At 63.6% G+C, this 22,225-nt stretch carries 23 protein-coding genes; 9 read left to right on the plus strand and 14 right to left on the minus strand.

From position 1 onward, the window contains the following. Window positions 1-708 (minus strand): 1-acyl-sn-glycerol-3-phosphate acyltransferase, encoded by a 708-nt coding sequence (locus FY036_RS09855; RefSeq protein ID WP_148914560.1) that lies wholly within the window; start codon window positions 706-708, stop codon window positions 1-3. Between the two features lie 146 nt (window positions 709-854). On the opposite strand from FY036_RS09855, the gene FY036_RS09860 reads away from it, so the two are divergent. Then, complete coding sequence (locus tag FY036_RS09860) at window positions 855-1,394, plus strand: OsmC family protein (RefSeq protein WP_148914700.1); 540 nt, start codon at window positions 855-857, stop codon at window positions 1,392-1,394. A gap of 45 nt (window positions 1,395-1,439) precedes the next feature. On the opposite strand, the gene FY036_RS09865 is transcribed toward FY036_RS09860, so the two are convergent. The 12 genes from FY036_RS09865 to rpsF form a co-directional block, all read right to left on the minus strand. After that, window positions 1,440-1,784: a hypothetical protein gene (locus FY036_RS09865; RefSeq protein ID WP_148914561.1), complete on the minus strand. Its 345-nt coding sequence runs from the start codon at window positions 1,782-1,784 to the stop codon at window positions 1,440-1,442. Window positions 1,785-1,890: 106 nt separating this feature from the next. Beyond that, window positions 1,891-2,652 (minus strand): SDR family NAD(P)-dependent oxidoreductase, encoded by a 762-nt coding sequence (locus FY036_RS09870; protein WP_148914562.1) that lies wholly within the window; start codon window positions 2,650-2,652, stop codon window positions 1,891-1,893. 21 nt (window positions 2,653-2,673) lie between these two features. Then, window positions 2,674-4,143, minus strand: coding sequence for an amidophosphoribosyltransferase (purF, locus tag FY036_RS09875; protein WP_148914563.1), 1,470 nt, complete (start codon window positions 4,141-4,143; stop codon window positions 2,674-2,676). Between the two features lie 57 nt (window positions 4,144-4,200). After that, window positions 4,201-4,746 carry a CvpA family protein gene (locus FY036_RS09880; protein WP_148914564.1) on the minus strand — a complete coding sequence of 182 codons (546 nt, stop codon included), beginning with the start codon at window positions 4,744-4,746 and terminating at the stop codon, window positions 4,201-4,203. Window positions 4,747-4,798: 52 nt separating this feature from the next. Further along, window positions 4,799-6,196, minus strand: a complete 1,398-nt coding sequence (gene radA, locus FY036_RS09885) for a DNA repair protein RadA (RefSeq protein ID WP_148914565.1) — start codon at window positions 6,194-6,196, stop codon at window positions 4,799-4,801. A gap of 40 nt (window positions 6,197-6,236) precedes the next feature. Beyond that, entirely contained in the window at window positions 6,237-7,415 is a 1,179-nt protein-coding gene (alr, locus tag FY036_RS09890) for an alanine racemase (RefSeq protein WP_148914566.1), read from the minus strand. Window positions 7,416-7,417: 2 nt separating this feature from the next. After that, a complete protein-coding gene (locus FY036_RS09895) occupies window positions 7,418-8,908 on the minus strand; it encodes a replicative DNA helicase (protein ID WP_148914567.1) in 1,491 nt (496 codons plus the stop codon). Between the two features lie 234 nt (window positions 8,909-9,142). Continuing rightward, complete coding sequence (locus FY036_RS09900; protein ID WP_148914568.1) at window positions 9,143-9,466, minus strand: YnfA family protein; 324 nt, start codon at window positions 9,464-9,466, stop codon at window positions 9,143-9,145. A gap of 75 nt (window positions 9,467-9,541) precedes the next feature. Continuing rightward, entirely contained in the window at window positions 9,542-10,831 is a 1,290-nt protein-coding gene (locus FY036_RS09905; RefSeq protein WP_148914569.1) for an SAM-dependent methyltransferase, read from the minus strand. Between the two features lie 164 nt (window positions 10,832-10,995). Further along, entirely contained in the window at window positions 10,996-11,580 is a 585-nt protein-coding gene (gene rplI, locus FY036_RS09910) for a 50S ribosomal protein L9 (RefSeq protein WP_148914570.1), read from the minus strand. 177 nt (window positions 11,581-11,757) lie between these two features. Next, complete coding sequence (rpsR, locus tag FY036_RS09915; protein ID WP_019170551.1) at window positions 11,758-12,006, minus strand: 30S ribosomal protein S18; 249 nt, start codon at window positions 12,004-12,006, stop codon at window positions 11,758-11,760. Beyond that, on the minus strand, window positions 12,006-12,458 hold the full coding sequence (rpsF, locus tag FY036_RS09920) for a 30S ribosomal protein S6 (protein ID WP_148914571.1): 453 nt from the start codon (window positions 12,456-12,458) through the stop codon (window positions 12,006-12,008). The genes rpsR and rpsF overlap by 1 nt, the downstream gene beginning before the upstream one ends. Window positions 12,459-12,854: 396 nt before the next feature. Between rpsF and FY036_RS09925 the strand changes: the two genes are divergently transcribed. Together FY036_RS09925 and FY036_RS24135 are read left to right on the plus strand one after the other, a co-directional pair. Next, a complete protein-coding gene (locus FY036_RS09925; protein WP_235897615.1) occupies window positions 12,855-14,033 on the plus strand; it encodes a Tad domain-containing protein in 1,179 nt (392 codons plus the stop codon). Window positions 14,034-14,066: 33 nt separating this feature from the next. Beyond that, a complete protein-coding gene (locus FY036_RS24135; protein ID WP_235897616.1) occupies window positions 14,067-14,432 on the plus strand; it encodes a hypothetical protein in 366 nt (121 codons plus the stop codon). On the opposite strand, the gene FY036_RS09930 is transcribed toward FY036_RS24135, so the two are convergent. Next, window positions 14,422-16,362, minus strand: coding sequence for an LTA synthase family protein (locus FY036_RS09930; protein ID WP_235897617.1), 1,941 nt, complete (start codon window positions 16,360-16,362; stop codon window positions 14,422-14,424). The genes FY036_RS24135 and FY036_RS09930 overlap by 11 nt on opposite strands. 174 nt (window positions 16,363-16,536) lie before the next feature. On the opposite strand from FY036_RS09930, the gene fabD reads away from it, so the two are divergent. The 6 genes from fabD to FY036_RS09960 all read left to right on the plus strand — a co-directional run bounded on the left by fabD (window position 16,537) and on the right by FY036_RS09960 (window position 22,222). Then, window positions 16,537-17,478 (plus strand): ACP S-malonyltransferase, encoded by a 942-nt coding sequence (fabD, locus tag FY036_RS09935; protein ID WP_148914572.1) that lies wholly within the window; start codon window positions 16,537-16,539, stop codon window positions 17,476-17,478. Window positions 17,479-17,499: 21 nt separating this feature from the next. After that, on the plus strand, window positions 17,500-18,237 hold the full coding sequence (fabG, locus tag FY036_RS09940) for a 3-oxoacyl-[acyl-carrier-protein] reductase (RefSeq protein ID WP_148914573.1): 738 nt from the start codon (window positions 17,500-17,502) through the stop codon (window positions 18,235-18,237). 236 nt (window positions 18,238-18,473) lie between these two features. Then, window positions 18,474-18,710 carry an acyl carrier protein gene (locus tag FY036_RS09945; protein WP_047143752.1) on the plus strand — a complete coding sequence of 79 codons (237 nt, stop codon included), beginning with the start codon at window positions 18,474-18,476 and terminating at the stop codon, window positions 18,708-18,710. Window positions 18,711-18,759: 49 nt separating this feature from the next. Next, window positions 18,760-20,019, plus strand: coding sequence for a beta-ketoacyl-ACP synthase II (gene fabF / locus FY036_RS09950; RefSeq protein WP_148914574.1), 1,260 nt, complete (start codon window positions 18,760-18,762; stop codon window positions 20,017-20,019). A 104-nt stretch (window positions 20,020-20,123) separates the two neighbouring features. Then, on the plus strand, window positions 20,124-21,308 hold the full coding sequence (mltG, locus tag FY036_RS09955) for an endolytic transglycosylase MltG (protein WP_148914575.1): 1,185 nt from the start codon (window positions 20,124-20,126) through the stop codon (window positions 21,306-21,308). A gap of 26 nt (window positions 21,309-21,334) precedes the next feature. Continuing rightward, a complete protein-coding gene (locus FY036_RS09960; protein ID WP_148914576.1) occupies window positions 21,335-22,222 on the plus strand; it encodes a YicC/YloC family endoribonuclease in 888 nt (295 codons plus the stop codon). Window positions 22,223-22,225: the final 3 nt, after the last annotated feature.

Genomic DNA, 22,225 nt, shown 5'->3' on the forward strand with positions numbered 1-22,225 from the left:
TCAGGCAGCCTTTTTCTCCAGTTCGGCGTTCCGAACCTCCGTAACCCTTCCATAAAGCGCGCCCGAAGACGTGCCGGGCTCGGGCTGGTAGCGCGTTACCAGTTCGCTGATCGTTGCGGGCGGCAGCGCATGAACCGTCAGCGCCGGAAACAGGCGTCGCGGTGCAGCCTCTTTGGGCAGCAGCGAAAACGGCAGGTTGCGCGAACCGGCGACGTGGATGGGCACCACCTTCGCTTCGGCACGAAGCGCGATCCGCGCTACCGCACGGTAAAGCCGGAACTCGCGCGTGTCTGGCTCCACATCCGGCGGCATGTACACGCAGAGCTTGCCGCCTCCGCGCAGGACGCGCACGAGCCTGCGGCTGACGAACACGTGCTCGGGATTGAAGGCGATCGTGCGGGCCAGCGAGCGCCATGGCTCAAGCCAGCCTGCCTTTGCGGATCGCTCGTCGAGGATGTGCAGCGTGTCTTCCGGCAGAAGCGCAAGCATCAGCGCCGGGTCGAGGCGCGACTGGTGCGAGACGACGTAGATGACCGAGGTGGTGTTCCTGACGTTGCGCAAAGAGCGCCCGTCGATACGCCAGACAAGCGCAAGCGGCGCATGCAGGATCGCCTGCCGGAACGAAATCTTCTGGTCGAACACCAGCCATGCCGCAGCCGCGAGCCACAACGTTGCAATACCGGCGACGATCAATCCAGCCAGTATCATGTGATCCTCATTGCAAACAGTTCGATTTCGACTTTTGCCGGCCGCCAAGATGCAAAGGTAGCGGATTGCGTGGGCGCGTCAATTGTCGGTTCAGTCGGCGGCAAGAGTGCTCAACTACCCTTCGGATTCTGGACCTGCTACGCTCGATGGCCAATGGAGGAGCGTGCGATGGATGCAGCAGAACTGAAGCCACTCAGGCGCCCCTCAAGGACGCCTATCGGGAGGCTCCTGAAAAGGCGGTTGTCACCCTACGGGCGAAGGGCTCCATCGACGATCAGTCCGTGGCTTGCAAGGTCGAGACGGGCAGGGCGCTGGCCATTGCGGGGCTGCATCCCGCAACAGGAGGCTCCGGATTGGAGCTTTGCTCGGGCGATATGCTTCTCGAAGCGCTGGTCGCCTGCGCGGGAGTGACGCTCAAGGCGGTCGCGACCGCACTCGAATTCCGTCTCGCAGGTGCGACGATCGCTGCCGAAGGCGATCTTGATTTTCGAGGAACGCTCGGTGTGTCCAAGGAGGCGCCGGTGGGGTTCCGGGCGATCCGCCTGAACTTCGACCTGGAAACGGACGAGCCGCAGGAGCGTATCGATACGTTGCTCAAGCTGACGGAACGCTATTGCGTCGTGTTTCAGACGATAAATACGAAGCCGGAACTGTCCGTCGGCGCATCCAAAATCGATCCGGCATGACCGTTCCGAAAGGCTGGAAACTACTATAGGCCGTCGGGACCGGCCTTACGGACGCCAGCCCTGCATCCACGGCGGCGGGTTGCCGCCATAGGTCGTGTCGTAGTGGCTGCGGGCGTTGGAGCCGGTGGTTGTGATGGAAAAGTTGCCGAAGCTGCAGGTGGTTCCCCGCATCGTGTGGCCGCCACGTGTGGTGTAGGAGGGGACGTCGGCCTCTTCGCAGTTTCCGGCGGTGTTGCCGAAACCGGGCGCGACGTCGAGATTGACGCCGGGCAGGTTGTTAAGCGTAGTCGTCTCGCCGCTGAAGCCCTGCGAGCTGAAGACGTCGGCATGCGCGGCCGAAGCGACCAGCATCGCGCCGGCGGCAAGAAGAGGGAGAAGCTTCTTTCTCATGGTTTCATCCTGCTGGCGCGAAGCGCCGAAAATCGATGCGCACGCTTGTAGCATGCCGCTTCGATCCGGTCGATAGTATGGCAATGCCGCGCGCCGGCGTATGGGCCTATTCGGGCATCCGATAGCTGATGAAGCGCTCACTCGCCGCATCGAAGATCATGCCAGTTTCCGTAAGCGTCGGGCTCGCCAGCGGAGCGATCTTCTTTGCGATCTCGGACGGATGAGGCAGGGTCTGCGGGTCTTCGCCGGGCATCGCCAGCGCGCGCATGGCGGTGCGCGTCGCGCCCGGGTTGACGCTGTTGATGCGCAGCGGAAGGTTCTTCGTCTCGTCCGCCCAGGAACGCGCCATCGCCTCCACCGCAGCCTTGGAAGCGGCATATGGGCCCCAGAAGGCGCGCGCCGAATGGGCGGCCCCCGACGACAGCACAATGGCGCGTCCGGCATCCGAAAGCCTCAGCAGCGGATCGACCGAGCGGATCAGTCGCCAGGTGGCCGTCACGTTGGTGGCGATGACCCTGTCGAACACCTTCGCCTCGACATGGCCGATCGGTGCGATGACGCCGAGGATGCCGGCATTGGCGACGAGGATATCGAGCTTGCCCCAGCGCTCGTGGATTGCGCCGCCAAGGCGGTCGACGCCGGGACCGTCATTGAGATCGAGCGGCACCAGCGTGGCCTCGCCCTTGCCCGTCAGCGCCTTCTCGGCCTTGATCTCGTCGTCCAGTTCCTCAAGCCCGCCGATGGTGCGCGCCACCGCCACAACATGCGCGCCAGCCGCGGCCAGTTCCCTGGCCAGGAAGTAGCCGATGCCGCGCGACGCGCCGGTGACTACGGCCACGCGGCCGGTGAGATTGAGATGAGCAGTCATGAAGTTCCTTCCGGTCGCTGCCTACGTACCGCTGGCCAGCAGCGAAAGCGTGCGCACATTGTCCGCGCCTTCGAAATCCAGCAGGCGGGTGGGGTACTCGCCGGTGAAGCACGCATCGCAGAATTGAGGCTGGTCGCTGTTGCGGCCGGTTTCGCCCACGGCGCGGTAGAGACCCTCGATCGACAGGAAGCCCAGTGAATCAACGCGGATGAAGTCGGCCATCTCGGCGATCGACATGCGCGAAGCCAGCAGCTTCGACTTCTCGGGGGTGTCGACGCCATAGAAGCATGAGGCGCGGGTAGGCGGCGAAGCGATGCGCATGTGCACTTCCTTCGCGCCCGCATCGCGCACCATCTGCACGATCTTCTGGCTGGTCGTGCCGCGCACGATGGAGTCGTCCACCAGCACCACTCGCTTGCCTTCGATCATCTTGCGGTTGGCGTTGTGCTTCAATTTCACGCCCATGTGGCGGATCGAATCGCCCGGCTGGATGAAGGTGCGCCCGACATAGTGGTTGCGGATGATGCCCAGCTCGAACGGCAGGTTTGCCTGCTGCGCGAAGCCGATGGCGGCCGGCGTGCCCGAATCGGGAACCGGCACGACGATGTCGGCATCGACCGGATTTTCGATGGCGAGCTCCGCGCCGATGCGCTTGCGCACGTCATAGACGTTGAGCCCTTCGACGGACGAATCGGGACGGGCGAAGTAGACATACTCGAAGATGCAGAAGCGCGACTTCTGCGGCTCGAACGGGAAGAAGCTCTCGATACCCTTGGTCGTTACCACGACCATCTCGCCGGGCTTGAGATCGCGCACGAAGCGCGCGCCGATGATGTCGAGCGCGCAGGTTTCGGAAGCGAGGATCCACGCTCCGTCAAGGTCGCCCAGCACCAGCGGACGGATGCCCAGCGGGTCGCGGCAGCCGATCATCTTCTTGGCCGTCAATGCAACGAGCGAGAACGCGCCCTCGAGCTGTCGCACCGCTTCGGTGAAGCGTGAGTTGATGTCCTTCTCCTTCGACGTGGCGACGAGATGCAGGATCGTCTCGGTGTCCGACGTGGAGGTGAAGATCGCGCCGAGCTTCTGCAGCGTACGCTGCACCGTCATGGCATTGGTGAGATTGCCGTTGTGCGCGACCGCGATGCCGCCATCTGCAAGCTCGGCAAACAGCGGCTGCACATTGCGCAGGCCGGCGCCGCCGGTGGTGGCATAGCGGGTATGGCCGATTGCCCGCGTGCCCGAAAGCCGGTCGATGACCGACTGCTTGGTGAAGGTGTCGCCGATGAGGCCTACATGGCGCTCGACGTGGAACTGTGAGCCGTCATAGGAGACGATGCCCGCAGCTTCCTGCCCGCGATGCTGAAGCGCATGCAGACCTAGCGTCACGATAGCGGCTGCGTCCTGCCGGCCAAAAATGCCGAAGACGCCGCATTCGTCGTGAAAGCGGTCGTCAGCGCCTGATGAAAACGGGGTATCGTCTGCGTCTGCCATAGGGCACCGCCTCTCGATTTTGTTTTCGGTTTCCGTTTGCGCCCCGGGGGCGATGGGTCAGTTGTCCGGCTGCTCGGTACCCGGTGCTTCCGCTCCGGGGGAAATACGGTTCAGGATCGAGTTCTCCGGATCGTCCGGCAGGATGCCCTCGAGCCAGTTGCCGATGCCTTCCAGAAGCGGCAGTGACTTCGCCTCCGCGATCCAGGCAGGCGGGTTAGAGCCCACCAACCAAGAGAAAAACAGCAGGCCCACGGCGACCACCAGTACGCCGCGCGCAGCCCCGTAGAGAAAGCCCAGCGTACGGTCGAGCGCGCCTACGCGGCTGTCGATGATGAAGTCCGCGATCTTCATCGTGATGACCGTCACCACGATCAGCGCGATGAAGAACACGATGCCTGCCGCCGCCGCGATCTGCAATTGCGCATGGTCTATATAGGGTGCGATGTAGGGAACTACAGCGGGGTAGAAGAAATATGCCGCCACCGCTGCCGCCGCCCACGACGCGATCGACAGGATTTCGCGCGAGAAACCGCGCACCATGGCCAGCATCGCCGATACAAGTGTGAAGCCGACGAGAATTCCGTCCAGCAGGGTAATGGGCATTCAGGCTCCACTCCGGTAGGGCGGCGGCATGCCGCGCGCCTCATTCGTCCCCTCAGTCTTCGGCCTCGCGACGCTTCGACCCCGCGATGCGCACCACCAGGTCGGAGAGCGTAGCCGGCTGAAACGCCCGTCGGCCGTTCCCGCCATTCTGGTCCTCGCCCGATGCCGGCATTGCGGCTTGCGCGAAACCCAGCTTTTCCGCCTCTTTCAGCCGCTGCTGGGCATGTGCGACGGGCCTTATCGCCCCCGAAAGACTGATTTCGCCGAAATAGACGCAATCGGCCGGAAGGGCAAGTCCGGTAAGCGACGAAACGAGGGCGGCCGCGACCGCCAGATCGGCAGCCGGTTCCGAGATGCGATAGCCGCCCGCCACGTTCAGGTAGACGTCGTGCTGGGCGAACCGCACGCCGCAATGCGCCTCCAGCACGGCAAGGATCATTGAGAGCCTTGCGGAGTCCCAGCCCACGACCGCGCGGCGCGGCGTGCCGAGCGGTGAGGGGGCGACCAGCGCCTGTATCTCCACAAGAACCGGCCTCGTGCCCTCCATCCCGGCGAAAACGGCCGCGCCGGGGGCTTTCGTGCTGCGTTCTCCAAGGAAAAGCTCGGACGGATTGGCAACCTCGCGCAGGCCTCGGTCCGACATTTCGAACACGCCGATTTCGTCCGTCGGGCCGAAACGGTTCTTGACCGTGCGCAGGATGCGGTAGTGGTGCCCACCTTCGCCCTCGAAATAGAGAACGCCGTCCACCATGTGCTCCACGACGCGAGGCCCGGCGATCTGCCCTTCCTTGGTGACGTGGCCGACAAGCACGATCGCCGCGCCGGTCGACTTTGCATAGCGGATCATCGCCTGTGCCGAGGCGCGCACCTGCGTCACTGTGCCCGGGGCCGAATCGGCCATGTCCGTCCACAGCGTCTGGATCGAATCGAGGATGACGAGGTCAGGACGTTTCCCTTCCGCGATGGTGGCGAGGATGTCCTCCACGTTCGTCTCGGCGGCGAGCTCAACCGGCGTTTCAGCGGCATTGAGGCGCTGGGCACGCAGGCGTATCTGCGCGACGGCCTCCTCACCCGACACGTAGACGACGCGATGTCCGCGCATGGCGAGCGCGGCGGCCGCCTGGGTAAGCAGCGTCGACTTGCCGATGCCCGGGTCTCCGCCGATGAGCAGGGCGGAACCACGCACAAAGCCGCCGCCGGTCGCGCGGTCCAGCTCGCCGATACCGGAGACGATACGTGGAGCTTCCTCGATCTCGCCTGACAGGGTGGTCAGCGTGACGGGACGACCCTTGCGCGCGCTTCGCATGGCGGCCGGCCCGCTGCCGATGCCGCCGCCGGTGCCTTCTTCGACCAGCGTGTTCCACTCACCGCACGAATCGCACTTGCCAGCCCACCGCGTATGCGCCGTGCCGCAATTCTGGCAGATGAACTGGACGCGGGGTTTAGCCATTGGTCGAGACGCTGGTGATTTCTAGCAGATACGGCATCGCCTACTCCCCACCCACATAGGTTCGGTGATATCGCCGCCCCAGCGAGGTCAGCAACTCGTATGAGATGGTGCCGGCGGCTGCGGCCGCGTCGTCTATGGCGATGTTGGTGCCGAACAGCTCTATCCAGTCGCCGGGGGCAACGGCAGTTCCAAGGTCGGTTACGTCGAACATCGTGAGATCCATCGTGATGCGCCCAAGCACGGGCACGCGGCGACCATGGGTGACCCCACAGGCGCTTTGCTTGACAACACCTCGCAGCGGCACGCCCGCTTGCGAACCGGCCCGATGGTAGCCGTCAGCATAACCTGCCGAAGCGATGGCGATGACGGTGTCGCGGTCGAGCTTCGCGTGCGCGCCGTAGCTGACCGTCTCGCCCGGTCTAGCATGCCGAACCTGCACGATGCGCGCCTCGGCGGTGACGACGGGCAGCATCGGGTTCTCCCGTCCATTGACCGGCGCCCCGCCGTAGAGCGCAATGCCCGGGCGCACCATATCGAACGCGAAGGCCGGGCCCAGAAACGTTGCAGCGGAATTTGAAAGGCTTGAATCTGTTTGGCCAAAAGCGCGCTTAACGGCCTGGAATGACTCGAGTTGTTGCCGGTTCAGCGGATGGCGTGGATCGTCGGCGCACGCCATGTGGCTCATCAGCAGACGCGGCGAGAGTGCGCCGGTGAGCGCGTTCTCCTCGGCGAAGGCGAAGGCTTCGTCAGCCGTCAGCCCCAGCCTGTTCATGCCGGTGTCGACATGGATCGCGCAGGGACGCGGGCGGTCGCCGTCCCATCCGAACGCCTCCCAGCAAGACAGATCGGATTGCGAGCCCAGCACAGGCATCAGCCGATGCGCGGCGTAGGCGGGCGCAGCCTCCGGCCCGAAAAGTCCGTTCAGCACGAAGATTTCGGCATCGCGCAGCACGGCGCGCAAAGCGATGCCTTCCTCCGGCAGGGCGACGAAGAAGGTGCGGCAGCCGGCACGCCACAGCGCGCGGGCGACGGGCTCGATGCCGAGCCCGTAGGCGTCGGCCTTGACCACGCCTGCCACCTTTGCGGGCGCTGCCTGCCGCACCAGCAGGCGATAGTTTTCTGCCAGCGCCGACAGGTCGATCGTCAGCCGCGCGCCCGCAAGCCGCGGGTCCGCGCCGGCATGTGACGCGTCAGGCGCAAAGGGAAGCCAGCCGGACAAGACTACTCGAACCGTTCGGGCAGTCGATCCTCTTCGGCGAGGTCGGAGAAGCGGGTGAACTGGCCCTCGAAGGCAAGCTCGACGGTGCCCGTGGGGCCGTGACGCTGCTTTGCGATGATGAGTTCGGCCTTGCCCCTCACGCGCTCGAACTTTTCCCGCCACGCCTCATACTCGGGCGTACCCTGCTCGGGCTCCTTGTTCTGCATGTAGTATTCGTCGCGATAGACGAAGAGCACGACGTCGGCGTCCTGCTCGATGGAGCCCGATTCGCGAAGGTCGGCCAGCTGGGGGCGCTTGTCCTCGCGGCTTTCCACCTGTCGCGACAGCTGCGAAAGCGCGATGATCGGAACCTGAAGCTCCTTCGCCAGCGCCTTGAGGCCGGTGGTGATCTCGGTGATCTCCTGCACGCGGTTCTGGGACGACTTGGCGCTCGACCCCTGCATCAGCTGCACGTAGTCGATGACGATGACGTCGAGCCCGCGCTGACGCTTGAGGCGCCGTGCACGTGCCGCAAGCTGGGCGATGGAGATGCCGCCGGTCTGGTCGATGAACAGCGGGGTCTTCTGCATCATCTGCGAGCAGCCGACGAGCTTCTCGAAATCGGCCTCGGTTATCTCGCCGCGCCTGATCTTCGACGAGGAGATTTCCGTCTGTTCGGAGATGATACGCGTGGCCAGCTGCTCCGACGACATTTCGAGTGAGAAGAAGCCCACGACGCCGCCATTCTCCGCCTTGAAGGAGCCGTCGGCCTGCTGCGCGGGCACATAGGAGCTGGCTACGTTGAAGGCGATGTTGGTGGCAAGCGACGTCTTGCCCATGGCGGGGCGACCGGCAAGAATGATGAGATCCGACGGCTGAAGACCGCCCAGCTTGCGGTCCACGTCGCGAAAGCCGGTGGAAATGCCCGAGAGGTGGCCGTCACGCATATAGGCCGCGTTGGCCATGTCCACTGCGGTCTTGACCGCATCGTTGAAGCTCTCGAAGCCGCCGTCGTAGCGGCCGGTCTCGGCCAGCTCGAACAGCCGGCGCTCGGCATCCTCGATCTGCTCCGACGGGGACATATCGACTGGCGCATCGTAGGCGATGTTGACCATGTCCTCGCCGACGGTGATGAGCGCGCGGCGGGTGGCGAGGTCGTAGATGGCGCGGCCATAATCCGCCGCGTTGATGACGGTCACGGCCTCCGCGGCCAGACGCGCCAGATAGTGCGAGACGGTCATCTCGCCGATCTTCTCGTCGGCCGGCAGGAAGGTCTTGATGGTGACCGGATTGGCCATCTTGCCCATCCGGATCAACTCGCCCGACACCTCGTAGATCTTGCGGTGCAGCGGCTCGTAGAAGTGGATCGGTTTGAGAAAGTCCGACACGCGGTAGAACGCGTCATTATTGACGAGCACCGCGCCCAGCAGCGCCTGCTCAGCCTCAATGTTGTTGGGCGCTTCGCGATAGAGCGGTGTCTCCGCCGCCGCGAGCTTGCGGACTGCTTCAGCCATGCCGGCTCCGTATCATCTGTCTTGCCGGTACCAGTGAACCAAAGCCCCCTGCGGCCGAACCCCGTAACGTCCTAGTCCGAAGGGTAGGCGGTTCAAAGCGGCTTGCATGTCAAACACCATGATTCACAGCCTGTGGATAGCTGTTTGCAGATCGGGCGAAGATCGCTGTTGACGCGAATCGCGAGCCGCCACCATCGACTCGGAAAACAAGAACAAAACAGGAAAACTCTAGCGTCATGCCGCCCGCGGTGCAAGCAGGATGATGCTCGCACCGACGAGGCATATGGCTGCGCCGACGATGTCGAAACGGTCGGGCCGAAGCCCTTCGGCCAGCCAGAGCCAGAAAAGCGAGGCGCAGATATATATGCCGCCATAGGTCGCATATGCGCGGCCGGCCGCACTTGTCTCGGCGAAGGTGAGCAGCCACGCGAACGCAGCCAAGCATATCACGCCCGGAACCAGCCACAGGGCCGACTTGTCTAGCCGCCACCATGCCCAGAAAGCGAAACATCCGGCGATCTCGAATAGCGCGGCGGCAAGGAAGATGGGAAATGTCATTCGGGCCTCTGGTCGCAGAACCCGTTCCTTGTTCCCGCTCCCGGCGGCGATGGCAAGCCCGCAGGCCCGAATGCGTCAGTGGCGGTCCGACACCTTTTTGGCGCGTTTGCGCACATTGCCGGAAGCAGCGGCCTTATGGCCCATCTCCCGCATCGCCAGCGCCTTCTCACACTTGCCGATGTAGTCGCGCGTGATCGGCACAGCGTCATTGCGCAGCGCGATCTGAAGCTGGAAAACCATCAAATCCTGCCAGCGAAAGGCGGCTTCGGAGCCTGCGAGGTAGAACTCCCACATCCTCGCGAAACGCTCTCCATAGATCTCGACCACCCTGTCGCGGTGTGCCGCGAAGCGCTCGCGCCAGTGCTTCAGCGTTTCGGCGTAGTGCAGTCGCAGTACCTCGACGTCGGTCACGACCAGCCCCGCCTTCTCGATATGCGGCAGCACCTCCGAGAGTGCTGGAATATAGCCGCCGGGGAATATGTGCTTGCGGATAAAGGCGTTGGTTGCGGTCGGCGGCCCTGACCTGCCGATCGAATGCAGCACCATCACGCCGTCGGGCTTCAGCAGGGCTGCGACCCGGTCGAAAAAGGCGCGATAGTGGTTGACGCCGACATGCTCGAACATGCCGACCGAAACGATGCGATCGAAACGCTCCTGTAGGTCGCGGTAGTCGCGGATTTCGAAATGCACGCGGCTTTGGAGGCCTTCGTCGTGTGCCCTGTCGGTCGCAACCGCATGCTGCTCCGTCGAAAGCGTGACGCCCAGCACGTCGACATCGAAGGTGCCGGCCAGATACAGGCCGAGCCCGCCCCATCCCGATCCGATATCCAGCACCTGCTGGCCGGGCTGCAGCCGCAGCTTGGCAGCGAGGTGGCGCTTCTTGGCCAACTGCGCCTCTTCCAGGGTCATGTCGGGGCGCTCGAAATAGGCGCAGGAATATTGCAGGTCGTCGTCGAGGAAGAGACGGTAGAACTCGCGAGACAGGTCGTAGTGGTGGGCGACGTTGCGCCTGGCACGCGCGGCGGTGTTGACCTGCTGGAGCCGGCGGAAGGCGACGCGCACGCTTTCGAGCGCCTTTGTCCATGCGGCCTCGAAGCCGTTCGGCCCCATGTTCTGGTAGACGATCCGCAAGAGCTCGAGCACATCGCCTTCGCGGAAGTCGATCTCACCATTCATGTAGGCTTCCGGCATCGCCAGCATCGGATCGAACGCGATGGCTCGTTCGGCATGATGGGTTTTCAGCAGGACATGAACGGGCGGGCCGCTGCCGTCGCCGAAGGTGTCGACGGTGCCGTCCGGATCGGTCACGGTCAGGTTTCCCGACCGGACCAGCCGTTCAACAATGCCCTGAAGCAGCCTGTTCATCGCATTCACCCACGCAAGTCACCACCCCGCGCAAGAATGAGGTCAATGTATCACAGGGGCAGCCAGCGAAAAAGTTCCTGCAACCCCCGGTTTTCTGGTCCAGCAAGCAAAACGCCCGGCCGTTTCCGGCCGGGCGTCGCAAAAATCGTTCGCGAACGATGGGATCAGGCTTCTTCTTCCTCGTCGAAACCGTCTTCGTTAGGATCGAAGAAGGCGTCGGGGCGGGCGTTCTCGTTGATGTCGTCGCCGTAGATCGCCTCCGCGGAGTCGAGCTTCTCGCCGGCTGCCTGGCGCTCTGCCTCGTCGGCGGAGCGCGCGATGTTCAGCGTGATCGTGACCTCGACTTCCGGATGCAGCGCGATTGCAACGTTGGTCAGGCCGATGGTCTTGATCGGCTGGTTCAGCTCGATCTGGTTGCGATGGACCGAGAAGCCTTCCGCGGTCAGCAGGTCGGCGATGTCGCGGGTCGACACAGAACCGTAAAGCTGCCCGGTCTCGCCGGCCGAGCGCACGGCCACGAAGGTCTTGCCGTCTAGCTTGTCTGCGATCTGCTGGGCTTCCGACTTGCGCTCGAGGTTGCGGGCCTCGAGCTGGGCGCGCTGGCCTTCGAACTTCTTCTTGTTGTTTTCGTTGGCACGCAGGGCCTTGCCCTTGGGCAGCAGGTAGTTGCGGGCGAACCCGTCCTTCACCTTGACGGTCTCGCCCATCTGGCCGAGGCGCGCGATTCTTTCGAGAAGAATGACTTCCATTGTCTTGCTCCTTTGTATGGCAGGACGGGAAGCCTGAGGCAGCGCTAGAGTGCCTTGGGGTCGCTGTCCTGCCTGAGGCAGTTAGGGCCGTTCGGCCCAACTCGGGTTTCGATGTCTCGCGCTCGCGCCGATCGCGGGTGCGAATGCCGGGGCGACGATGCCGCCCCGGCGGAAAGCTTACTTCACCACGTAGGGCAGCAGGCCGAGGAAGCGGGCGCGCTTGATCGCCTTGGCGAGTTCGCGCTGCTTCTTCTGGCTGACGGCGGTGATGCGCGACGGCACGATCTTGCCACGCTCGGAAATGTAGCGCTGCAGCAGACGCACGTCCTTGTAGTCGATCTTCGGGGCGTTCGCGCCGGAGAACGGGCAGGTCTTGCGACGGCGGTGGAACGGCCGGCGGGTCGGGATCTGGTTGATGTCGACCATTATTCTGCTGCTCCTTCAGCCTGTTCGCGCGGGCGGCGCGGGCCACGGTCGCGGTCGCCGCCGCGATCGCCACGGTCACGGTCGCCGAAGCGGGGACGGTCGCCGAAGCGGCCTTCGCGCTCGCGGTCGTCGCGCTTCTGCATCATCGCCGACGGGCCTTCTTCGTGGGCTTCGACGCGAATGGTCATGAAGCGCAGCACGTCTTCCGACAGGCCCATCTGGCGCTCCATCTCCTGGATGGCTGCGGCGGGCGCCGTCAGGTCCATGAGCGTGTAGTGCGCCTTGCGGTTCTTGTTGATGCGGTAGGTGAGGGACTTCAGTCCCCAGTTCTCGACCTTGCCGACGGAACCGCCATTCGCTTCGATCACACCCTTGTACTGTTCCACAAGGGCTTCGACCTGCTGCGAGGATAGGTCCTGACGGGCAAGGAACACATGTTCGTAAAGAGCCATTGTCTTGCCTTTCTTCGTTTCCTCTGTCCGGTCCCGGCGGCTAAGCCTCTGCAACTTCTCTGTCCCGCTGGGCGGGCGAAGAAAGGAGCATGACGAGACGGTCGAGAGCGGAGACACGGGAGGCGGAAGAGCTTTTGCCTTCACGCGCGCCCCTTTCGAGAAAAGAACGCGGCCCTCCGTTCAGCCCCCAGCTGGGACCGGCAGATTGCGCGGGTCTATAGGGGCATTTCGCTGCGATGGCAAGCGCCGCCTTAGAAAACGGCATGTCCGTGAGAATTGCGCAGAACCGGTCAATACAATCTTCATCGGTGTATGTGCACCTGTTGTGCTTGCATCGCGGGGATTATGGTCATGTTTGCACGCAGTTTCTGGCGTTCTACAGGCGGCAACTTTTCGATGATGTTTGCGCTTATGTTTCCCATGCTGCTTGGCGGCGTGGGGCTGGCGCTCGATTTCTCGTCCATGACGAAGGCGCATTCGCGGTTGCAGAATGCGCTGGACGCGGCTGTGCTGGCCGCCTCGCGCATCAACGACAAGACGGTCGATCGCGAGCAGATGTTCCGCAATTTCCTCGCCGCTAATCTGGCAGGCGAGCCGATGCTGGCCAATGTGATAGCCAATATCGATATCGACACGGGCATCAACTATATCGAGACCAGCGGCGTCGCGACCGCCGATGTGGAACTCACCTTCGGCCTGCTCTTCGGCGAGGCGCGCCAGATCAGGGTTACCGCCAGCGCCTACGAATCGCGCAACAACCTCGAAGTCGTCATGGCGCTGGACAACACCGGCTCCATGGGTTCCGCGCGCATGGCGGAACTGCGCAAGGCGGCAACCTCGCTGGTAGACATCCTTGCGCTAGTCCATTCACCGGACAATGAGCCGAAGCGCGTCGTCAGAGCAGCGCTTGTGCCGTTCGTCACGGCGGTCAACGTCAAGGGCGAGGGCTTCAAGTGGGACTGGATCGACGGTGGCTGGAACGCGTCGACCTCGAAATACCGCGAGCCCAAGGCCAAGTATCACGGCGCTTACTTCAAGCCCGTCGGCGGCAAGCCGGTCAACCATTTCGATCTATTCAGCTATCTGCGCGATAACTCCAACAACCAGGTGGAATGGAAGGGCTGCGTGGAAGCGCGTCCTGCGCCCTACAACCTGTCGGATGCCGCGCCCAATGCGGCCACACCCGACACGCTCTTCGTGCCCTATTTCGCTCCCGATAATCCGGGTGCGAAAGGCCAGTCGCCCAACAAGTCGGATCGCTGGAACAACTCCTACCTCACCGACACGTTCACCGCGAACAACAATACCGACAAGGACAAGCTCAGGGATTCCGCCCGCTACAAGAACGTGACGGCGGCGAACCGGTATATCGACCCGACCAACCACCACCAGCCCCGCACCACTGGGCCGAATTATGCGTGCGCGACGCCGATCATGCCGCTGACCTCGGATTTCGCGAAGCTGAAGACCGAGATCGGCAAGATGATCCACTGGGAGGGTTCGGGCACCAACGTCTCGGAAGGCATGGCGTGGTCCTACCGCGTGCTTTCACCCGGCGAGCCGTACACCGATTGAGCGCCGTTCAAGTCGGAAAACACGTCCAAGTTCGTGGTGGTCTTCACCGACGGTGAGAACACCGTGTTCGGCGCCAGCAGCGAAACGCACCTGAAGTCGGACTACGGTGCATACGGCATTCTGGATGGCGACAGCCCGGCCCGGTTCGGCACCACCAACCGCAACAATGCGCTGACACAGGTGAACAACTGGACACTGGAAGCCTGCAACTCGCTCAAGGCGCAGGATGTAGAAATCTTCACGGTGCTTCTTGGGGCGGACACTGCGGCCAACCGCACGCTTTACAGCAAGTGCGCCACAACGCCGGAACACTATTATCCGACGAACGATGTGAGCCAGCTGGACGGCGTGTTCAAGCGTATCGCCTCGCGTATCGCAAAGCTCTACGTCACCAATTGATGCGATTGTTGCGCCCCGCCACCAGCGGGGCGTTCGCCGGCGGGAACAGCCGTTCGGTGCCATGTCGCGAGCCGAACATGGTGTCGTACTGGATAAGCCGGTAGTCTCGCAGCAGCGGATCGAGAAGCGCCCCGCGACCCCACCCCTCGCGGGTGCTGCCATCCTGTCCGACCGCCAGATGACGGTCGATGACGGCCCACCGCTCATGTACCGCATCGAGGAAACCGGTATAGAACGGATGCTTCATGTCGGCCGCGCGCAGCACGTGCAGCGGCAGGAACGCGGGGCTGATCGTGCCGATGTCCTCTATCGTACCCTTGCGGTTCGACCACACTGAAAGGGGAGTCTCGCGTTCGCGCGTCAGCTCCTCAGGCGGCCCGAAACGGTTGCTGACCGTGCGTTCCATGAACCCGGTGGAGACATAGGTCTGGCCCAGCGGCGGCAGATGATCGCCGAAGAAGACGATGACCGTCTCTCGCTTGCGCTTCTGCGCCCATTCGATCAGCCGCTTGAACGCCAGATCGGAATCCATCATGCCTTCGGAGAATGTGTGGATCGCCGCGCGCGCGGCTTCCCCGCCATCGCTTTTCACGTCGATCCGCTCATCGGGATAGCGTCCCGGCTCGTAGGGACCGTGGTTCTGCAGCGATACGGCAAACGCAAAGATCGGATCGTCGGATGCATCTGCTTCGCTGATGAGAAGGTCGGTCAGGGCAGCGTCGGAAGCGAGCCGACCGCGCTTCTCCAGCGGTTCCATATTCTCTTCCGACAGGAACCTGTCGAAGCCGAAGGCCTCATAGACGTTGCCGCGGTTCCAGAACCAGCTCTGGAACGGGTGGATCGCAAGCGTGGCGTAGCCTTCCTCCTTGAGGAAGCTTGCCAGCGAAGGAATCTCGCCACGCACATATTGCTGATAGGGGATGCTGCCATACGGCAGAAACGCGTTGGAAAAGCCGGTCAGAGCCTCGAACTCGGCATTGGCGGTCATGCCGCCGAACTCCGGCGAGAAGGTGTGGCCGGACTGGATCGAGCGCGTGAATGCAATCGGATCGGGCGTGATCTCTACGCCCGGAAGGCGCTTCGGATCCCAGAAGGACTCGCTCATCACCATGATGATGTCGGGGCGTCGTGCAGGGACGAAGGCTGCTCCCGCATCCATCGCAATGGCTTCCATCGACTGTGCGGAATACCCTACGGGCGCAGCCACGTTTGCCATCGGCACGTTGAGGCTGAACGCGAGGATCAGGCCGTTGTGTTGGTAATTCGCCGTCTGGTCCCACATCTTCGGGGAAATTTTCATGCTGGAACGCAGCGGCGAGTGGCTTGCGTAGTCCATGTGTGTCGCGAAGTAGAAGAGCGGAGGAATAGCGATGGCCAGCCGCGCGACACGCCCTACGAGTCCTGTTTTCGGCAGGAAGCGCGAACGTCGCCATAGAAGGAAGAGCAATGCCGCGCCAGCGATGGTCGCCAGCGCGATCAGCAGCCCGGTCATCGGCCGCTCGACGACCATCAGAGGCATCAGTTCCACTATCTGGCGTGCATACAGGAAGTCGGTCGGGTAGGGCGGGTCGCCGAGGTAGAACCGCTTTTCGTGGCCGATCCATGCGAGCAGCAGAAGCACGGGCGCGACGATCAGCACGGATTGTGTCGGCCGGCGCGTCAGCGCGTCCACGCCTATGAGAGTGAGCGCGATAAGCGCCACTGTCGCGGGGGCCGGGCGGCTCGGGTCGATGAGGAATGCAAAGGCTTGCCCGGGCGAGCCGCGCAAAACCGCCTCCACGCCGAAGGTTATGAGAATTGCGGCAAGCAGGATGATTGCGAGATAGCCGAAAAACAGTCCCAGCCCGCGCAGCCAAGCACGCGCCTCGCTCGAAGTCGTGGTGATGTCGGCATCCGGTGCCGCGATCGTGGGTGTTAGAATCCGGCCCAATCGTGAAATCCGCGCTGTGCGTGAGTTTCATCTTGTTGTCATAAAACTGTCATGCAGGCCAGAGGTTGCCTTCGCCGGCAAAAGTTCTCGCACAGCCCGCATCGGCTGCGCCCCTTGACCTGCCGGTCCGCTTGGGCCAAACGCTGGCCGCAACGAGAAGCAGGGAGAAACGCCATGTCGATCGCCTTCACCTTTCCGGGGCAGGGCAGCCAGGCCGTTGGAATGGGCAAGGATCTCGCTGACGCCTTTCCCGAAGCGCGCGCCGTTTTCCAGGAAGTCGACGACGCGCTGGCGCAAAAGCTGTCGAACCTGATGTGGGAAGGCCCGGAAGACGAGCTCACCCTCACGGCAAATGCCCAGCCGGCGCTCATGGCCGTTTCGCTTGCCGCGATCCGGGTGCTTGAGGCGCGCGGTCTTTCGCTTGCCGACAAGGTCTCCTACGTGGCTGGCCATTCGCTCGGCGAATATTCCGCGCTTGCTGCCGCCGGTACGTTTTCCATTGCCGACACGGCTAGGCTGCTGCGCATTCGCGGCAACGCCATGCAGGCGGCCGTGCCGGTGGGCGAGGGCGCGATGGCCGCCATCATCGGGCTCGAGCAGGCCGATGTCGAAGCCGCCTGCTCGGAAGCTGGCAAGGGCGCGGTCTGCCAGATAGCCAATGACAATGGCGGCGGTCAGCTTGTCATCTCCGGCGCAAAGCCCGCCGTCGAGCATGCCGCCCGCATCTGCACCGAGAAGGGCGCCAAGCGGGCACTCATGCTGACCGTCTCCGCCCCCTTCCATTCGGCGCTGATGCAGCCGGCGGCCGAGGCCATGTGCGAGGCGCTGGCCGGCGTGGCGAAGAATGCGCCTGTAGTACCCGTCATCGCCAACGTTGTCGTTCAGCCCATCAGCGATCCGGACGAGATCGCCGCACGATTGGTCGAACAGGTGACCGGTCGCGTCCGCTGGCGCGAAACGGTGGAATGGTTCGGCGCGAACGGTGTCACCACGCTTTACGAAATCGGTGCAGGCAAAGTGCTATCGGGGCTCGCGCGCCGCATCGACAGGAACATTGCCACCGCCAATGTCGGCACCGCAGCCGATGTCGAGGCGGCGCTGGCCGAGCTGGCCTGAGGCACTAGGAAAGGAAACGAGATGTTTGATCTGACCGGCCGCAAGGCGCTTGTTACAGGAGCTACCGGCGGCATCGGCGAGAGTGTTGCGCGTGCGCTTCATGCTGCGGGCGCTACCGTGGGGCTGCACGGTACGCGCATCGAGAAGCTAGAAGCACTGGGCGGCGAACTGGGCGAGCGGGTGAAGCTCTTTCCGGCCAACCTTTCCGACCGTGAAGAGGTGAAGGCGCTGGGCCAGAAGGCCGAGGCCGAGCTGGAAGGCGTCGATATCCTCGTCAATAACGCCGGCATCACCCGTGACGGGCTTTTCGTTCGCATGTCGGACGATGATTGGGACGCCGTTCTGGAAGTGAACCTGACGGCGGTATTTCGTCTGACGCGGGAGCTTACGCATCCTATGATGCGACGTCGCTTTGGCCGCATCGTCAACATAACATCGGTTGTGGGCGTCACCGGCAACCCCGGACAAGCCAACTATTGCGCCTCGAAGGCGGGGCTGATCGGCTTTTCCAAGTCGCTCGCGCAGGAGATCGCGACCCGCAACATCACGGTCAACTGCGTCGCGCCGGGCTTCATCGAATCGGCCATGACCGACAAGCTCAACGACAAGCAGAAGGAGGCGATCATGGGCGCCATCCCGATGCGCAAGATGGGTGCCGGCGAGGACATCGCCGCGTCCGTCGTCTATCTCGCCTCCAATGAGGCGGGCTACGTCACCGGCCAGACGCTGCACGTCAATGGCGGCATGGCGATGATCTGAGGATGCCCGTGCGGAAAGGCGTTTTCGTCTTGGAGCGGCAGGAGTTTTCGTGTAATGCCGCCGCTCCACGGCGAATGAGCGCTGTCCCTGGGAGTTTCAGGACTGGTACATACAGGGCGGAACAAACCGGTTAAAACCGGGTTTATACCCACCCCCTGCTCCTATCTTTCAGCTTGATTACCGGCAATCGTGCCGCTAACGAAGTCCCACCAACTTTTGAAGTCGAGGGTTTGCAAATGAGCGATACCGCAGAACGCGTCAAGAAAATCGTTGTCGAGCATCTGGGCGTCGATGCCGACAAGGTCACCGAGGGCGCGAGCTTCATCGACGACCTCGGCGCAGACAGCCTTGACACGGTCGAACTGGTCATGGCTTTCGAAGAAGAATTCGGCGTTGAGATCCCCGACGATGCCGCCGAGACCATTCTGACGGTCGGCGACGCGGTCAAGTACATCGACAAGGCATCGGCCTGACGCTGAGCCCTCACAGGCCAGGCGTTATCGGCAGATAGCAATGCAAGCGATGAGACGCGTCGTTGTAACCGGCATCGGACTGCTTTCGCCTTTCGGCGTGGGCGCCGAGTACGGCTGGAAGCAAATCCTTTCCGGCAAGAGCGCGGCGCGTCGCGTCGATACGTTCGAGGTGGACGATCTTGCGTGCAAGATCGCCCACGTCATCCCCCGTGATGGCGGGGACCATGCGTTTGACCCCGACCGGTTCATGGAGCCGAAGGAACAGCGCAAGGTCGGCGATTTCATCATCTATGGCGTCGCCGCCGCAGACATGGCTCTGGAGGATGCCGGCTGGCATCCCACCACGCCGGAAGATCAGGCCGCCAGCGGCGTGATGATCGGCTCCGGCATCGGCGGCATCGAAGGTATCGCGGAGAACGCCCTGATTTTGCAGGAGAAGGGTCCGCGGCGCATCAGCCCGTTCTTCATTCCCGGCAACATCATCAATCTCGTTTCCGGTCAGGTGTCGATTCGCCACGGCCTGAAAGGGCCGAACCACGCGGTCGTCACGGCATGCTCGACCGGCGCACACGCGATCGGCGATGCGGCACGGCTCATCCAGTTCGGCGATGCCGACGTCATGGTTGCCGGCGGCGCCGAAGCGCCGGTCACACGCCTGTCGCTGGCCGGTTTCGCCGCCTGCAAGGCGCTGTCCACCGCCCGCAACGACGACCCCCAGAAGGCCTCGCGGCCCTACGATCGCGACCGTGACGGCTTTGTCATGGGCGAGGGCGCCGGCGTCGTGGTGCTCGAGGAACTCGAGCATGCCAAGGCGCGCGGAGCGAAGATTTACGCCGAAGTGGTCGGCTACGGCCTGACGGGCGACGCCTACCACATCACGGCTCCGTCGGAGGACGGCGACGGCGCATTCCGGTGCATGACTGCCGCCCTGAAGCGCGCGGGGCTGACACCCGCAGACGTCGACTACATCAACGCGCACGGCACCTCGACCATGGCCGACACGATCGAGCTCGGCGCGGTCGAACGCCTCGTGGGCGATGCGGCCTCCAAGATTTCGATGTCGTCGACCAAGTCTTCCATCGGTCACCTCTTGGGTGCCGCAGGCTCGGCTGAGGCGATCTTCTCGATCCTCGCCATACGCGACAACATCGCCCCGCCGACCATAAATCTGGATAACCCCGAGCGCGAAACCGCGATCGATCTGGTTCCCAACTCTCCCCGTGAGCGGCAGATCGACGTGGCCCTTTCCAACTCGTTCGGCTTCGGCGGCACCAACGCGTCGCTGGTGTTTCGCAGATATCAAGGCTGACCGGCGCACGCCGCTTTCGCGTCGCCAATTTCGCCATATTCCGGCTTAGGTTCGGTTCGCAGAATCGGACCCAGCCTGCAGTATTAGGGAGAGCCGGGAGGCCCATGAGCAATTCCGCGGACGACAACGCCTTGGCAGCCCAGCAGCCGGGCGGCGCAAAACCTATCGTGCCGAAGAGCGCCAGCGAGGCGCTGCGTCCGCAGGCCGGTACGCCTCCACCTCGCCGCTCTCGCAAGTCTCGCAGCCAGGTCGTGGTATTCCTGAACTTCCTGATGTCGACCATCGTGCTGGTCGCCGTCGTCGCGTTCGCGGCCGTCTGGTTCGGCAAATACACCTTCGAGGGCGAGGGCCCGCTGGCGACGCCGGACACGATCCTGATACGCCCGAATACCGGCGTGACCGAGATCGCCGAGCAGCTCGAACGCCTCAACATGATCAGCGATGCACGCATCTTCCGGCTGGGCCTTCGCGCCTATGGCAATGATGGCAGGCTGCGGGCCGGCGAATATGCGGTGCCCGCGCACGCGTCGATGCACGACATCATGGAACTGCTCGTCAGTGGCCGCTCGATCCTCTATTCGCTCACCATTCCCGAGGGGTTGACCGTTCACCAGGCGTTTGCGCGCATCGCCTCGATGGAAGAGCTTGAAGGCGAAATGCCGTCCGAGCTTCCGCCGGAGGGGTCGCTGGCCGCCGACACCGTGCGTTTCACGCGCGGCATGCAGCGGCAGCAGGTGATCGACCGCCTGTCCGCAGACCAGAAGGCGCTGGTAGAGAGCATCTGGGCGCGACGCTCGCAGGATGTGCCCGTGGCCGACATCAACGAGTTCGTCACGCTGGCGTCCATCGTGGAGAAGGAAACCGGCCGGGCGGATGAGCGCTCGCGCGTCGCATCCGTCTTCATCAACCGCCTCAAGAACGGCATGCGGCTGCAGTCGGACCCCACGATCATCTACGGCATCTTCGGCGGCGAGGGTAAGCCGTCGGACCGGCCGATCTATCGCTCGGACATAGACACGCCGACGGACTACAACACCTACACGATCAACGGCCTGCCGCCCGGCCCGATCGCCATTCCCGGCCGTGCCTCGCTGGAGGCGGTAGCCAATCCGTCCAAGACGGAAGACCTCTATTTCGTGGCGGACGGCACCGGCGGGCACGCCTTTGCACGGACGCTGGAAGAGCATAACCGGAATGTCGCACGCTGGCGGCAGATCGAACGGCAGCGGGCCGAAGCTGCGGCGGCCGCCGGTGAAGAAGCCGGGGAGGCGGAAACCTCGGACGAGTGACGGCGGCATCGGGGGCGGGGGACGCCATGGGTTTGCAAAGTATGACGGGTTTCGGCCGCGCGACAGCCGACCACAAGGGCGCGGCGATAGCGTGGGAGCTGAAGTCGGTAAACGGCAAGGCGCTGGAAGTGCGCCTGCGTCTTCCGCCCGGCTTCGAGCGGCTCGAACAGTCGGCCAGGCAGGCGATCCAGAAGCGGTTTTCCCGTGGCAACATACAGGCCGGACTCTCCATCTCACGGGTGGGCGCTCAGGCACAGCCTGTCGTCAACGAGGAGTTCCTGCGCGATCTTGCGGAACTTGCCAAACGGCTGGAAGAGCAGTTCGGCGCAGCACCCGCCACTGCCGACGGCCTGCTCGCGCTGCGCGGCGTGCTGGATGCACCGGACGCCGTCGAGGACGAGGACGCACGCACAGCGCTCGACGCAACCATCCTGCGGGCGCTGGATGCCGCGCTGGCCAATCTGGAAGAAGCCCGCCGCGATGAGGGCGTCGCGCTGGGCGCACTGTTGCAGGGCCATCTGGGGGCCATCGGCGCGCTGACCGATCGCGCAGAGGCCGACCCGTCGCGAGACGCGGCTGCGATCCGCGCGCGACTGGCCGAGCAAGTGGGCCTCCTGCTGGAAACCGGTGCCCCGCTGGACGAGGCGCGCCTACACATGGAAGCAGCGTTTCTGGCGACCAAGGCCGACATTCGCGAAGAGATCGACAGGCTGCACACGCACGTCGCGTCGGGCCGTGCGCTGCTGGAGGCCGGCGGCCCGGTTGGCCGCAAGCTCGATTTCCTGTCGCAGGAATTCAATCGCGAATCGAATACGCTCTGCTCGAAGTCCAACGCTGCTTCGGTCACCGCTATCGGGCTCGAGTTGAAATCGGTCGTCGACCAGTTTCGCGAGCAGGTCCAAAATCTGGAGTGAGCC

The organism is Neoaquamicrobium microcysteis (genome assembly GCF_008180155.1).
Classification (GTDB): domain Bacteria; phylum Pseudomonadota; class Alphaproteobacteria; order Rhizobiales; family Rhizobiaceae; genus Aerobium; species Aerobium microcysteis.

Bases quoted from the DNA above. Each gene is read 5' to 3' on its own strand.
- rpsF (WP_148914571.1), bottom strand. From the start codon at position 12,458: ATGGCTCTTTACGAACATGTGTTCCTTGCCCGTCAGGACCTATCCTCG.
- fabF (WP_148914574.1), top strand. From the start codon at position 18,760: ATGAGACGCGTCGTTGTAACCGGCATCGGACTGCTTTCGCCTTTCGGC.
- FY036_RS09945 (WP_047143752.1), top strand. From the start codon at position 18,474: ATGAGCGATACCGCAGAACGCGTCAAGAAAATCGTTGTCGAGCATCTG.
- rplI (WP_148914570.1), bottom strand. From the start codon at position 11,580: ATGGAAGTCATTCTTCTCGAAAGAATCGCGCGCCTCGGCCAGATGGGC.
- FY036_RS09925 (WP_235897615.1), top strand. From the start codon at position 12,855: ATGATGTTTGCGCTTATGTTTCCCATGCTGCTTGGCGGCGTGGGGCTG.
- FY036_RS09895 (WP_148914567.1), bottom strand. From the start codon at position 8,908: ATGGCTGAAGCAGTCCGCAAGCTCGCGGCGGCGGAGACACCGCTCTAT.
- fabD (WP_148914572.1), top strand. From the start codon at position 16,537: ATGTCGATCGCCTTCACCTTTCCGGGGCAGGGCAGCCAGGCCGTTGGA.
- purF (WP_148914563.1), bottom strand. From the start codon at position 4,143: ATGGCAGACGCAGACGATACCCCGTTTTCATCAGGCGCTGACGACCGC.
- fabG (WP_148914573.1), top strand. From the start codon at position 17,500: ATGTTTGATCTGACCGGCCGCAAGGCGCTTGTTACAGGAGCTACCGGC.
- FY036_RS09865 (WP_148914561.1), bottom strand. From the start codon at position 1,784: ATGAGAAAGAAGCTTCTCCCTCTTCTTGCCGCCGGCGCGATGCTGGTC.
- radA (WP_148914565.1), bottom strand. From the start codon at position 6,196: ATGGCTAAACCCCGCGTCCAGTTCATCTGCCAGAATTGCGGCACGGCG.
- FY036_RS09880 (WP_148914564.1), bottom strand. From the start codon at position 4,746: ATGCCCATTACCCTGCTGGACGGAATTCTCGTCGGCTTCACACTTGTA.
- mltG (WP_148914575.1), top strand. From the start codon at position 20,124: ATGAGCAATTCCGCGGACGACAACGCCTTGGCAGCCCAGCAGCCGGGC.
- FY036_RS09960 (WP_148914576.1), top strand. From the start codon at position 21,335: ATGGGTTTGCAAAGTATGACGGGTTTCGGCCGCGCGACAGCCGACCAC.
- FY036_RS09900 (WP_148914568.1), bottom strand. From the start codon at position 9,466: ATGACATTTCCCATCTTCCTTGCCGCCGCGCTATTCGAGATCGCCGGA.
- FY036_RS09860 (WP_148914700.1), top strand. From the start codon at position 855: ATGGCCAATGGAGGAGCGTGCGATGGATGCAGCAGAACTGAAGCCACT.
- FY036_RS09855 (WP_148914560.1), bottom strand. From the start codon at position 708: ATGATACTGGCTGGATTGATCGTCGCCGGTATTGCAACGTTGTGGCTC.
- FY036_RS09870 (WP_148914562.1), bottom strand. From the start codon at position 2,652: ATGACTGCTCATCTCAATCTCACCGGCCGCGTGGCCGTAGTCACCGGC.
- rpsR (WP_019170551.1), bottom strand. From the start codon at position 12,006: ATGGTCGACATCAACCAGATCCCGACCCGCCGGCCGTTCCACCGCCGT.
- FY036_RS09905 (WP_148914569.1), bottom strand. From the start codon at position 10,831: ATGAACAGGCTGCTTCAGGGCATTGTTGAACGGCTGGTCCGGTCGGGA.